General features: G+C 43.3%; 11 protein-coding genes. 3 read left to right on the forward strand and 8 right to left on the reverse strand.

The window, feature by feature from the left end; translation table 11 throughout:
• Positions 1–106: 106 nt before the first annotated feature.
• A complete protein-coding gene (locus tag FKN88_RS00965; RefSeq protein ID WP_154168381.1) occupies positions 107–883 on the reverse strand; it encodes a RelA/SpoT domain-containing protein in 777 nt (258 codons plus the stop codon).
• A gap of 326 nt (positions 884–1,209) precedes the next feature.
• Here FKN88_RS00965 and FKN88_RS00970 point away from each other — a divergent pair, with 326 nt between their 5' ends.
• Complete coding sequence (locus FKN88_RS00970; protein WP_004395414.1) at positions 1,210–1,857, forward strand: thiopurine S-methyltransferase; 648 nt, start codon at positions 1,210–1,212, stop codon at positions 1,855–1,857.
• A gap of 105 nt (positions 1,858–1,962) precedes the next feature.
• Positions 1,963–3,267 (forward strand): PAS domain-containing methyl-accepting chemotaxis protein, encoded by a 1,305-nt coding sequence (locus FKN88_RS00975; RefSeq protein WP_306687081.1) that lies wholly within the window; start codon positions 1,963–1,965, stop codon positions 3,265–3,267.
• Between the two features lie 82 nt (positions 3,268–3,349).
• On the opposite strand, the gene purT is transcribed toward FKN88_RS00975, so the two are convergent.
• The gene (gene purT, locus FKN88_RS00980; protein WP_154168377.1) at positions 3,350–4,525 is read right to left on the reverse strand and encodes a formate-dependent phosphoribosylglycinamide formyltransferase; all 1,176 of its coding nucleotides are present in this window, start codon (positions 4,523–4,525) and stop codon (positions 3,350–3,352) included.
• Between the two features lie 324 nt (positions 4,526–4,849).
• On the opposite strand from purT, the gene FKN88_RS00985 reads away from it, so the two are divergent.
• The gene (locus FKN88_RS00985; protein ID WP_306687082.1) at positions 4,850–7,543 is read left to right on the forward strand and encodes an EAL domain-containing protein; all 2,694 of its coding nucleotides are present in this window, start codon (positions 4,850–4,852) and stop codon (positions 7,541–7,543) included.
• A gap of 33 nt (positions 7,544–7,576) precedes the next feature.
• Here FKN88_RS00985 and cdd read toward each other — a convergent pair whose 3' ends face one another.
• From cdd to FKN88_RS01015, 6 genes are all read right to left on the reverse strand, one after another.
• The gene (gene cdd, locus FKN88_RS00990; protein ID WP_154168375.1) at positions 7,577–8,464 is read right to left on the reverse strand and encodes a cytidine deaminase; all 888 of its coding nucleotides are present in this window, start codon (positions 8,462–8,464) and stop codon (positions 7,577–7,579) included.
• 163 nt (positions 8,465–8,627) lie between these two features.
• Positions 8,628–9,305, reverse strand: a complete 678-nt coding sequence (locus tag FKN88_RS00995; RefSeq protein WP_154168373.1) for a CidB/LrgB family autolysis modulator — start codon at positions 9,303–9,305, stop codon at positions 8,628–8,630.
• The gene (locus tag FKN88_RS01000; protein WP_115152724.1) at positions 9,305–9,691 is read right to left on the reverse strand and encodes a CidA/LrgA family protein; all 387 of its coding nucleotides are present in this window, start codon (positions 9,689–9,691) and stop codon (positions 9,305–9,307) included. Before FKN88_RS01000 ends, FKN88_RS00995 begins: the two co-directional genes overlap by 1 nt.
• Before the next feature lie 32 nt (positions 9,692–9,723).
• Positions 9,724–11,166 carry an exodeoxyribonuclease I gene (gene sbcB, locus FKN88_RS01005; RefSeq protein WP_154168371.1) on the reverse strand — a complete coding sequence of 481 codons (1,443 nt, stop codon included), beginning with the start codon at positions 11,164–11,166 and terminating at the stop codon, positions 9,724–9,726.
• Positions 11,167–11,440: 274 nt separating this feature from the next.
• Complete coding sequence (locus FKN88_RS01010) at positions 11,441–11,827, reverse strand: thiol-disulfide oxidoreductase DCC family protein (RefSeq protein WP_154168369.1); 387 nt, start codon at positions 11,825–11,827, stop codon at positions 11,441–11,443.
• Positions 11,828–11,882: 55 nt separating this feature from the next.
• On the reverse strand, positions 11,883–12,770 hold the full coding sequence (locus FKN88_RS01015) for a LysR family transcriptional regulator (protein ID WP_154168367.1): 888 nt from the start codon (positions 12,768–12,770) through the stop codon (positions 11,883–11,885).
• Positions 12,771–12,816: the final 46 nt, after the last annotated feature.

Consider the following 12,816-nt stretch of genomic DNA (forward strand, 5'->3'; position numbering starts at 1 on the left):
TGAACTCAGTTTAGTTTGCTCAAAAACTAACGAGTTCATAGACAAAACATCAACAAAAGAACGCAGAGCCATCTAGACTCTGCGTTCTTTATTGTGTTCGAGATAATTAAGCCGCTTGGATATTTGTCGTAATGTACGGCTGCCAAGCCTGTTGATATAAGTTGAGAGATTGATGGCGAATTTGATGGATTTTGGCTACTTCCCAATCGGTGAGTGGTCTTTGCTCTTGGCTGGCGTTACGTTCGATATGCTGTATTTGTTCGTATAAAGCATGCTCTGGGCCACTTTTGACTTCCGCGATGGCTTTTAAGTGCAATTGAACTTCGGCAATAATTTTACTTTTTGGTAATTCGACTAAGAGATTTAAATCACGGTAGCCAGAGGCTGCTGGTGTTTTAAAGCGATTTTTTACTTTCACGATCCTCGCTTCGCGTCCTAACACCTCATAAGCTTCGACTAAACTTGGTACATCGTCAGCAATGATGGTCGCGCGTGCTAAATCAGTAATTCGTTCTGGTTGGCCATTGAGTTCTAATGCGATTTTTTCGAGCGCTCTTGAACGAGATTTAGTTCCAGAAAATAGGGCTTGAGCCGATGTGAGCATTGCAGTACCAGTACATAAGGCTTCTAGCTCTAGTTGAGCGTCACTCGCTTTTTGATAAAGTTCATCAAAGTTACTGTATGGTTGGATGACCGAGTGATGCGTGCTTTGGATACCGTATAAACCACTTAAACTATGCTTAAAGCGTTGGGCATTGATTTCATTTTGATATTCTCCTTGAGGCGTTTGAGACGATACATTGACCGGAATGGTTGCGGCGAAGGCAGGGGCTCGGCTTAACATGAATAGCATGAGGGCCGTCGTTCTTAGCAATAGACTCATTCATTCTCCTTAGCTTGCGTTGTTTAGGTCAAAAGAAGGACTTAAAAGAACGCTAATCCAACAACAAACAGAAGCCACTAAGGTTTAAGTTGGGGTGACTGAAACGAATTCAACCTAAAGTATCTTCTCTATTTCAATAATATGGCTTTGGTCACAGTGTTGAGACTCTTGATTGGGTCCACAGTTCCGCATTCGAATGTAAAGAAATGTATATCCTTCACATTTGATGTTGAGCCTTATTGATGACAACAGCATAATGCAGCCTTTTGCGTACTTTAGCGTATCAGTAAGCTAGTCGTCTTTGAATAATACAATGGTTGAGAAAAATGAGAGATCCAGAATTTTGGCATAACAAATGGGCGGCGAATCAGCTTGGTTTCCATCTTGATGACGTTAATCCATTACTCATGGAATATTGGTCAGCGACGTTACCCCAACGTAGTGATAACGTTTTTGTTCCTTTGTGTGGAAAAAGTGAAGACTTAGTCTGGCTAGCCGCTAGACATGATGAGGTTCAAGGTGTTGAGCTTAGCCCAATAGCAGTAAGAGCCTTTTTTGCTGAACATTTTTATACGCCATTAGTGACTCAACTGTCTGCACAGCATGAGAGTTATCAATTTGATGAACTGACTCTTTATACTGGGGATATTTTTACCGCGCCATTGACTCCGGTTGATATTATTTATGATCGCGCGGCCTTAATCGCTCTCCCAGAAGAGATGCGAGTACACTATGCTGAGCGCTTAAAAAGCTTACTGAAGCCGGGAGGTAGAATATTGCTGATCAGTTTGGATTATCCTCAAGAAGAGCGCAGTGGCCCACCATTTAGTGTTAATGAACAAGAAATTCGTCAGTTATTTAATGGCTTTGATATCCAACGTTTAGCTCGTGATGAAGTGGATGCACAGCATCCGGAAAGCGTCAAAAAAGGAGTCAGTTATTTTGCTGAAGAGGTCTGGTTAATAAAAACATAAAGAGCCAAGGCTTTTCGGCATAATGATATAAACTGTAATCAAGGATTTGTTAATTAGGCTCTATTTTGAGCCTCAGCCTTAGCCGTAGATAATAAGGATCGTTTTATGTTTTTTAATCAGCAGTCCAAACAATTAAAACAAGTTACTCAAGAGCGTGACCAGTTAATCGCTGCGGGCGATATTCTTGCGGCAATCGGTAATCATACCGCTTACATCGAGTTTACCCCCCGAGGTGAAGTGTTATCTGCGAATAAGCTTTTCTTACAAGTCACAGGGTATGGTTTAGAAGAGATTAAAGGGCATCATCATCGAATGTTCTGTGCTAAAAAACTGAGTGATTCACCTGCTTACTCAACTTTTTGGCAGCAGCTTGCTCAAGGGCAATCTCAATCGGGAACGTTCAGTCGTTTAACCAAAAGCGGGCAAGAAATTTGGATCGAAGCGACCTATATACCGATTAAAAATCAGCAAGGTAAAGTCTATAAGGTGATTAAAATTGCCAGTGATGTGACTAAAGCGAAACAAAAATTAGATTCGCAGGCGGCCGTTTTTAATGCTGTGGATAAATCGATGGCGGTGATCTCTTTCACACCGGATGGGACAATTATTGAAGCCAATAAAAATTTCTTAACGGCACTTGGTTATCAATTGAATGAGATTGTCGGTAAACATCATCGTATTTTTTGCGATGAAGCGTTTCATCAAGAACACCCTAAATTCTGGAGCGAATTAGCGAAAGGCAAGTTTCAATCAGGATTATTTAAACGCTTGACTAAGTATGGTGAGGAAATTTGGATAGAAGCGACCTACAATCCGATTTTTGATGATCAAGGTAAGATCGTTCGAGTTACTAAATTTGCTAGTGACATAACCGATAGAATACAAAGGTCAAAACGGATAGAAGAGGCGACTCTGATTGCTGAGCAGCGTTCTCAAGAAACGGTTTCTCTAACTCATGATGGTTCAAAAATGGTGGCCGATGCGGCTGCTAGTGCACAAGATATTGAAGCTACGGTCAATAAAGCCAATGAGCTAATGGGGCAATTAGCTGGGCAATCTAAACAGATTGTGCAAATTGTGACCACCATTTCTAGTATCGCTGATCAAACCAACTTATTGGCGTTGAATGCGGCGATTGAAGCGGCGAGGGCTGGCGAGTATGGCCGTGGATTTGCGGTCGTTGCCGATGAAGTCCGCTCACTTGCAGCCAACACCTCTAAAGCGACCGATGAAATCAGTGCCATTGTAAAAAGAAATACCGAATTAACGACAACCTCAGAAGCGAGTTTAGACAGTGTGCGTTCCAAGGTGACAGAGTGTAATAATCAGTTAAGTATTACCAAAACATTGATTGAAGAAATACGTAAGGGTGCGGTGTACGTGGCGGAGACGATAGAAAAAATCAAATAGTGTTGTCGTTCTCATTACTGATCATAATGAGAACGCTATTTTTGTTATCGACACGATTTATTGTTGAGTGACAGTAATACGATTAGTACTCAATACTAATCGCTTTAGCGCATTCTATGGCTCGATCTGTGGCTTCGGTCGTCGTTTTACCACGTGTTAAAGCGACACCTAAACGACGACGCCCATTAATCTCAGGTTTCGCAAATAGACGAACCTGAGCGGTTGGTACACTCAGCGCATCATCCAATCCTGAAAATTGGATGTTGTTTGAGATACCTTGACCAAGAATAGCGGCTGAAGCTGAAGGCCCATATTGAGTTATCGCTCCGACGGGTAAACCGATAAAAGCGCGCACGTGCAGTGCAAATTCCGATAAATCTTGCGAAATCATCGTCACCATACCAGTATCGTGTGGTCGAGGGGAGACCTCATTGAAAATGACTTGGTCGCCTTTGACGAACAATTCAACACCAAATAATCCATAGCCACCAAGCGCATTAACAATTTCCTCGGCAACATATTCAGCGGCTTTTAAGGCATTTTCGGACATTGCTTGTGGCTGCCAAGACTCACGATAATCACCCTCTTCTTGTCGGTGACCGATAGGGGCGCAAAAATGGACACCATCGATAGCGCGAATCGTTAATAAGGTGATTTCATAATCAAAATCAACAAAACCTTCGACGATTACTCGACCTGCACCTGAACGTCCGCCTTGTTGAGCATAGTGCCATGCTTGTTCAATATCTTCTGGGCTTTTTAAAACACTTTGACCTTTACCAGAAGAGCTCATGATCGGTTTACAGACACAAGGTAAGCCAATTTGCTCGACAGCGAGCACGAATTGCTCATAGCTATCCGCAAATTGATAATTGGAGGTTGGTAGCGATAGCTGCTCAGCCGCGAGACGGCGAATGCCTTCTCGATTCATCGTCAATTGAGTCGCTTTGGCGGTTGGGATAACCGTGAAACCTTGTGTTTCTAATTCGACCAGTTTATCCGTGGCGATGGCTTCCACTTCGGGCACGATATAGTGTGGTTGCTCTTGCTCGATGACTTGCTGTAGCGCTTGAGGATCAAGCATATCGAATACATGGTAGCGATGTGCGACTTGCATTGCAGGCGCATTCGCATAGCGATCACAAGCAATGACTTCTAAACCAAGACGTTGACATTCAATAGCGACTTCCTTACCGAGTTCGCCTGAACCAAGTAATAGCACCCGTGTTGCACTATTGAGAGTAGCCGTTCCCAACATAAAGAATCCTTATTCATACTCAATGCCCAGATGACATTGACTTTCGCTTGAGAGATAAAAACAGCGGCAATGATACTGGAACAGCATGAAAAAGAAAACGTTTGCGGCATAAGGTAACACTCGATTATCGATCGTTAAAACCTCAACGACATAGGCTTCATAACGGCGAAATGATCAGAGATAGTCCATACTGTTGGTATTGAAATAAGTGAAATGGATGGTTTTAGTCGGATACTTAACTTATCGTGGAGCAATATCACGTTACGTGTCGGTTTTAGCAACTAAAATCGGATATCTAAGAGCGATGTTAATGAAGAGACGACGATGATCCGTAAGGTTAATTTAGAAATAAAGACAGCTTTACTTTTTGCTCTAGGTTTAGTTGGCGTAGTACTCAGCAGTTTATTGCTGACTCGGTATTTTTTCTTATATAGCTTATATGAGTTAGAAAATATGGAGGTTAGACGAGCGAGCACTCAGGCCTCATCGGTAATTGAATCCATTATTAAGAGTCAAGAAGAGGCCTCTTATGATTGGGCTCATTGGGATGAAACTTATTTGTTTTTGATTGATAAGGATACGGTTTACGTCGAACGTAATTTAACACAGGAAAGCCTAGATATTTTAGGTGTTGATATTATGGTGTTTCTTAAGCCGATGGGAACGCTTTCGTTAGCCTATGGACGCTTTTCAGACTCAGAGGTTAGCCACATTACCGATCAAATGCTGAATTCGGACAGTGTGACAGAATATTTACATTTGATGGAAAGACGAAGAGATAGTGATAAACAAAGTTTTTCCGGTCTTATTCGTGTTGATCAGCAACTATGGGTTATAAGCCTCACATCAGTAAGAGATAATAGTGGTCAAAGTGACATGGTCGGTTGGATGCTTTGGGCTCAAGATTTAACCGCACGTTTTCCTGAACGTTATCAAGCGATTTTAATGGCTGACAATCAACTGATTACCGATTCTGAAGCATTAACATGGTGGACAGAGGTGAGTGTTTCGGAACCTTCATTGGTCATTGAGCGAACAGAACAGTTTTTAACGCATTATTCTCTACTTAAAAGCGCTGTAAATGAGCCGATTGGTGTCTTAAAAACCATAGAACCCAGAATGTATTTTCAACAAGCGAAAATAGTTTTCTTTCGTTTGATCGTAGTGATGACGGTGGTTACAAGTGCTATTGCTCTAGGAATGTACGGTATTTTTTGGATAACCGTCAGTAAACGATTCAGTTATTTTGAGAAGGGGATGCAAAGCTTATTAAGCTCGGTCGATGCTCCGATAAAGAACAAACACACTGATGAGTTTGATCGTATTACTCAATGGGTGAGTGCACTTGCCGAGTCTTCAACACAAACTCAAGAAAAACTGCAAGAAACACTACAAAAATTTGACGCATTATACCATGGACATACGGTTGGGATGATCCTATTAACGGATAAGATCATCGTGGATGTCAGCCCTACCTTGTTAATGTTGTTAGGGTTTCAACGTGAGCAACTGATTGGGCAACCGATAGGCAGTATCTGTGGATGCCACAACACTCAATGTGGCTCCGATCAATTTTATCGTTTACTCAGTCAAGGGCAGCATCACTTTGAAACAGCCATGAAGCGCAGTAATGGTACTGAGATCATCTGTTCGGTGGAAGCGGCGTTACTCAATGATCGTGATCAAACGTCTATTATGTTATCGGTGAAGGATATCAGTGAGCAAAAGCAGCAAGCGGCATTAATCCAAACCTTAACCCATTATGATCCCGTTTCAGGTTTATTAAATCGTCCTACGTTGGTGGACAATGCGAATCAATTATTACTTAATCACCCTCCGGTTAGTATTCTTTATTTATACGCAGCACGATTAAAAGAGATAGAGGCGGTATATGGTCATGATTATTATGATAGGGCTGTGCAGCATCTTGCGACGACTTTAAAACATACATTTCCTGATCTCTCGATAGGACGGGTGAGTGAGCATGCCTTTATGGTATTGAGTACGGATTCCCAAGATGAGTTAATACAAAAGGGCAATCGCATTTTAACGATTTATCGCCAGAAAATTGTGCTAGAAGATATTGAGTGCGATCTTGGCTTAAAAGCGACTTTAGTCTCTTCGTCTATTGGGGTGAAGGATTTTGAGCGTTTATCTCGTGGTGCTGATTATGCGGCGACTCACCATCGCTCCAGTGTATTTGTCACTATGGTCAGTGCAGAAGATACTCAACGCGCAGAGACATTATTAGTGATACATCGAGATATTATCTCTGCGCTAAAAGAAGGCCAATTTATGGCCTATTATCAGCCGATTGTAAAAGCCTCATCGGGTGAATTAGTAGGTTTTGAAGCGCTTGCTCGTTGGCAGCATCCACAGCTTGGTTTGCTTTTCCCTGAAGTTTTTATTCCTGTGGCTGAGCAGAGAAAATTAATTGTTGAGCTCGGAGAACAAATCCTTGATAAAGCTTGCCAATTTATTCAGAGTTTACCTCGCCATAAAAGTCATCATTTGAGTATTCATGTCAATATTTCCAGTCCACATTTTCATCATAATAGCTTAGTTGATACATTAAAACGTCTGATTCATCATTACCAACTGCATCCTAGGCAACTGGTGCTTGAATTAACAGAAAGTATTTTATTGGGTGCAGAAGAAGATATCATTCAACGGATGCAAACCATTAAAGCTCTAGGAGTGCAACTTGCCCTCGATGATTTTGGTACCGGTTATTCTTCTTTTAGTTCGTTGTGTAATTTCCCATTAGACATTGTTAAATTGGACAAATCTTATATTGATCGTCTGGAAGATAATCAAAAAGCGCAAATACTGATTAAAAATATTATCTATATGGCTCAAGAGCTGGGTATGACGACGGTTGCTGAAGGTGTTGAAAGTGTCGATCAGCTTAGGCAATTGCTGGTGTGGGATATTGATGAAATCCAAGGATACTATTTTTATAAACCGATGACTTCGGAGCAGGCAAAGGAGCATTTTTTGACACTACTCCAACCCTAAACCGACGAGCGATGTAGGGTTGGAACGTCATGGTTACAACGCAAGATAAGACAATGGAAGGTCTGGATTAATCGTTTCTAACGTGGCTTGTGTATCGGCTAAATGGCTGATTTGACCTTGTGCCATCTCGACTAACGCAGCGCCCGCTAAGTCGGTGAATTCTTCCCCTGCCATACGCAATTGGATTAACGCGACTTGTAACGGTGGTAAGCTTGGATTAAAAGCGGCATTCTCGGCATAAGCGCCGCTGTATTCAGCACCAGAAGCACTGCGCAAAGCTACGCCACTGAGATTATTAGTATAAGGGGCATGGCTACGGTTGAGTGCGCCGATAGCGGTTTGAATTAACGCATCTTGATCATCACTACGGTAACCATGATCAATCGGGGTCATTAATGCAGATTGAATTCCCAAATCACTTGGACCAAAAGATTCAGGTAAATAATACTGTAAGGACTTTTCTTCACGTTGTGGCAGTTGAATGGTTAAAGAGGGAGCGGTGTTCAGTTCATTCATAAACTGTCGGCAGTGACCACAAGGACTATAGTTAACGGTCATACTGGCTAGACCTTGTTCACCCTTCATCCACGCATGGCTGATCGCGGCTTGCTCTGCATGAATCGTTTGTCCTAGCTGCGCTCCAGAGAATTCCATGTTAGCGCCAAAATAGAGTCGTCCACTCACTCCTCGAGCAATCGCCCCCACATGAAAATTTGAAATAGGTACGTACGCATAAGCGGCAGCGAGTGGCAATAAAGCGACTCTGAGATCGGCGTCACTTAATCCCGATAAGGCGAGTAATTGATTGAATTGATCAGCAGAAAGGGTGGCATCAAAATGATCAGCCGTGACGATGGGCGTTAGATACTCGGTAAGCGCGGCTGGCATTGGGGATAATGCCTGTTCAATTCGGCTATGCATAATTCATCCTTAATTGGTCAATTGAGCTCCATTTTAGATAATTATCGCGGCCAATCTGTGATTGTTATCACTTTTTTAAATGTAAATTGATTTCATTTTTCATAATTAGAGTGAGGTCACACATAATACCCATCGAATTTCCCAAAACCTCAACAAGGCGAGTTTAATAAAAAAGCCATAGACTAAAAGCAAACAAGCCGGGAGCTAAAATGGAGGTGATTACACCACAGAGCACAAGAGCCAACGAGCTGAACGCCGCGTCTCGAGGATCTTTTTCAGCGCAGGTAGCCGTTCCTAGCGCGTGAGCAACAGTCCCTGTGGTTAAGCCTCTGGCAATCGGGTGGGTAATATTAAGCAGGTTATAAATCGGGTAGGCCATAATCGCGCCAAATAACCCCACCAACAGGACAAGAATGGCGGCGATAGCGGGCTCTCCACCCAAATTACTGCTCACTTCCATGGCAATCGGTGTGGTGACGGATTTGCCCATCAAGGCAGCGACTAACGCGACATCCGCTTGCATTGATAAGGCAATAATACTGGCCGTGAGCATGGACATAATACTTCCCACCCCACAGGCTAATAGAATAATCCGCCAATTCGAACGGATTTGTGGTAATTGCTCATAGAGGGGATAAGCGAGCGCCACGACGGCTGGCTGGAGTAAATCACTGATCCAATGGTTATCGGCGTAATAGACTTGGTAAGGAACCTCTAAAACGATCAGTAACGGAATTAAGATAGCGATGCAGATCAACAATGGGTTGACCAAAGGTGAACGGTATTTTTGTGCTACCCAACGAGCGAAAAAAAACACCATCAGCGTAACCAGTAACCACATTATTTTTTGCCTCTTTTGAGAAAGCGATCAAGCACATAGCCAAGAGAAACTAAAACCAAAGCGGTACCGCCAATCGCACTGGCGAGAATCGGCCAAAGATTAGCGGATAACCTATCAAAATGGACCATCAAACCGACGCTGATCGGTACGAACAGCAAAATCATATAACGGATAAAAAGATGCGCGCTGGGCCGAACCCAGTCGACGGGAACGAGACCGCTAGCCAGTAAAGCAAATAAAATCAACAAGCCAAAAATACTGCCTGGAATCGTAATTCCTAACCAATGTTGTAGGCTAACTCCAGCCCAAAGACAGAGGAAAATCAGTCCCATTGAGACTACGTACTGCGCGGTCGTTTTCAATAATTTGGCTAAGTTAGGTATCATAGCGTTAATAAAGCCTTCTTTTTATAAGCCGTTTAAGAAGCCAGCGCTTCAACATAATGATACACCGCTTTCAGTATGGCGATTTTTTTAGCATCGTGTTGATGTTGCTCGACCAAATTTTCTAAGTTGAGCATATAACTTGGTAACTGAGTAGCAAAGTAATCTTGACAATGGCTTGCCCAGCGGCGCTGTTCTGTTTCATTGAGTGTCCAAGGATAATGACGAGCTCGATAACGAAACAGCAGGGGTGCAATGCGTTGATCACTGAATTGAATATCTAAATCAGCGAGCGACTCCGGCACCGCAGAGCGAATAATGTCCATTGCCGCGCGATCGGAAGGAGAAAAGAACCCATCATAGAGCTGGCTATCGACATCACTGCTGGCTGAAAAGTCACGTTCAGCACTAAACACATCCACTAACTTTTCACGTAATGTTGGTTGTTGACGAATTTGCGAAAGATGAGCCAAGCACTGCTCGCGGTTAATACCTATGGTGGCGGCATTTTCAGCGGTAAGGGTTTTCGCTGGGGCTAAAATGGGGCACTTATTCAAATGAATCAACTTAACTGGCGCAGGCAGCTCACCCTCTGCCAAGTCATCATGTTTAGTATAGAGGCGCTGTAAGAGTTGCTCGCTGGTTAACTCGAATAACGGCTCGGGATTTTTCGCCAAATCGACCACGATTACGGCATTTTGATTGGTGGGGTGCCAAGCAATAGGTACAACCCAACTGGTGTAACTGCGCTCACGTCCTAGCATGCCAGAGACATGCATTAATGGCGTCATGTTAACAATATCAACCAAATCAATCAGCTTACGCTTATGGCGCATCGATAAGAAATAATCAAACAGCTTAGGCTGTGCGGCTTTGATTTTTTTTGCGAGCTCAATGGTGGCAATCACATCAGCCATCGCATCGTGAGCATTGCTGTGTTCTATACCATTGGCTTTAGAAAGGTGCTCCAGTTTAAAACTGGTAAAGCCTTCTTGGTTTTCAGGCCATTCAATACCTTCTGGGCGCAAAGCATGGCAAGCACGCATCACATCAAGTAAATCCCAGCGTGAGTTGCCTTGTTGCCAACTCCAAGCGTAGGGGTCAATAAAATTCCGATAACAGGTATAGCGAGTTACTTCATCATCAAAACGAATGCTGTTATAGCCTAAACTGGTGGTATTCGGTGTGGCCAGTTCAGCATGAATGCGGGCAATAAATTCTGGTTCTGGCAACCCTTCTGCCATCGCTTTTTGTGGCGTAATACCCGTTATCAAAGCGGCTTCTGGTGAGGGCAAATAGTCGCTAGGCAGTTGACAATAAATGACCAGCGGCTCGCCAATGATATTAAAGTCCATATCGGTACGCACACCAGCAAACTGGCTGGGACGATCTTTGGCTGGGCTCGTCCCCCACGTTTCATAATCTAGGAAGAAAAATGTCGGTTGATGATCTGCGTTGTGAGGTCTGGAATTTTTCAAAGTAGGCCTTATCTTTCCGTCGATTGATAAAGAGAGTTGCTGCTCTCATTCATGACGTCGGTTTGGACATTACGATACAACCACAGCCAGTAACCGATGGCACGATCTGGTTAGCGAGATCGGCGGAGTATTAGTATTCGGTCACTAGAAAATGATTGAGCAGTATTGATAGGCTAAGTATCTGATCATATCCACTGACAATGCAAGAGCGATCGCGCTTTGCACAAGCAACTGGCTTTCAATTGATGTCAATCTAGGCGCTAAAGAAAAATAGTTAACGCGAACATTGGTTATTAGTGCATTTAGCGGTGCCAGTTAACCAAAACGAGAAACGATAACGGTGTTTGGCAAAATACAAATACGCTTTATCGGCCAAAGGTTTAATCAATCGCCAACGTAGTGGAGTATAAATCCAACCTTTCCCGACCAATTGCCAAGCACGATGCACCGCGTCTAAGCCGAGAATCAGTTGCTGTGATTCGTCTAATCCGTGCAAAATAATGCCTGCTTGCTCAATATCAATCTGTGGATAAGCGGCAATATCCTCACTATAAATATCAATCATCTTAAGCGATTGTTTTTTATCTAGTCGCCTAAGAGTATCCATTTCTTTAACGCACAATGGGCAAGTGGCATCATAAAATAAAGTTAATTTAGTCATGGTTGGGTCCGGTTAAAATTATCATGGTTATTATACGTCTTCGTGACGGTGTCGATCACTGTTTAGGGCTGCGCATACATTGGATGCTGGTATTAATTAACGGGTGATGATGCCGGCTATTCCATACCAATGCGACCTGGCTGACAAAAGGCATGTCGTTGAGATGTTGTATAACGACGGATTGGTCGAGATGCTCAGTTAAAGATAACGGTACAATGGCGATACCAAAACCGGCTTGTGCCATGGTAATCGCGGTACGCAGTTGTGGTGCAGCGTAAGGCTGAGCTATATGTACGCCGGCATGATGTAAAGCTGCCTCAATACGATCGTATAACGCGGGTCCAGTATCTCTAGGAAACATCAGCACATTCTCATTATGCAACTGCGCCAAATAAAGTGTTGAATGAGCGGCCAATCGATGATTAATCGGCATGACAGCCACAAAAGGATCATCAAACAAGATCTGATGGTTGAGTGACTCACTGGCATAACAAGGCAAGCGCAGAAAAGCCAGCTCTAGACGTTGTTGTTTAAGTAACGTAACGAGCTCAGGCATTGAGTGCTCAACGGCAATTAAATGGAGAGTTGGACACTGTTCATGCAATTGGCGGATATTCTCTAAAACGCTGCGGCTACTGGCGGTTGAGGAGGCAAAACCGATACGCAGTTCCTGTTTTTCACCGCGCGCAATTTGTTCTAACTTACGTTGGCAGCGTTCGACTTCTTCTAAAATATGCTGTGCGTCATGATAAAACACTTCACCGGCAGTCGTGAGCTCCACACCACGAGGCAGTCGCTTAAACAGAGTGACTCCAAGCTCATCCTCTAACTTTTTGATCTGTTGACTGAGTGGCGGCTGGGCGATGCCCAACTGCTCAGCGGCGCGGGTAAAATGCTTGGCTTTGGCGACAGCGACAAAATACTTCATGTAGCGAAATTCCATGGTTCATCCATATTTTTTTCATATCAAAATAAATCTTTTTTATATT

It is taken from the genome of Vibrio sp. 2017_1457_13, assembly GCF_030851525.1.
Classification (GTDB): Bacteria; Pseudomonadota; Gammaproteobacteria; order Enterobacterales; family Vibrionaceae; genus Vibrio; species Vibrio metschnikovii.

Excerpts from the sequence above, each read along its gene's own strand:
- FKN88_RS00965 (WP_154168381.1), bottom strand. The coding sequence starts at position 883 with ATGAGTCTATTGCTAAGAACGACGGCCCTCATGCTATTCATGTTAAGC.
- FKN88_RS00970 (WP_004395414.1), top strand. The coding sequence starts at position 1,210 with ATGAGAGATCCAGAATTTTGGCATAACAAATGGGCGGCGAATCAGCTT.
- FKN88_RS00975 (WP_306687081.1), top strand. The coding sequence starts at position 1,963 with ATGTTTTTTAATCAGCAGTCCAAACAATTAAAACAAGTTACTCAAGAG.
- purT (WP_154168377.1), bottom strand. The coding sequence starts at position 4,525 with ATGTTGGGAACGGCTACTCTCAATAGTGCAACACGGGTGCTATTACTT.
- FKN88_RS00985 (WP_306687082.1), top strand. The coding sequence starts at position 4,850 with ATGATCCGTAAGGTTAATTTAGAAATAAAGACAGCTTTACTTTTTGCT.
- cdd (WP_154168375.1), bottom strand. The coding sequence starts at position 8,464 with ATGCATAGCCGAATTGAACAGGCATTATCCCCAATGCCAGCCGCGCTT.
- FKN88_RS00995 (WP_154168373.1), bottom strand. The coding sequence starts at position 9,305 with ATGTGGTTACTGGTTACGCTGATGGTGTTTTTTTTCGCTCGTTGGGTA.
- FKN88_RS01000 (WP_115152724.1), bottom strand. The coding sequence starts at position 9,691 with ATGATACCTAACTTAGCCAAATTATTGAAAACGACCGCGCAGTACGTA.
- FKN88_RS01010 (WP_154168369.1), bottom strand. The coding sequence starts at position 11,827 with ATGACTAAATTAACTTTATTTTATGATGCCACTTGCCCATTGTGCGTT.
- FKN88_RS01015 (WP_154168367.1), bottom strand. The coding sequence starts at position 12,770 with ATGGAATTTCGCTACATGAAGTATTTTGTCGCTGTCGCCAAAGCCAAG.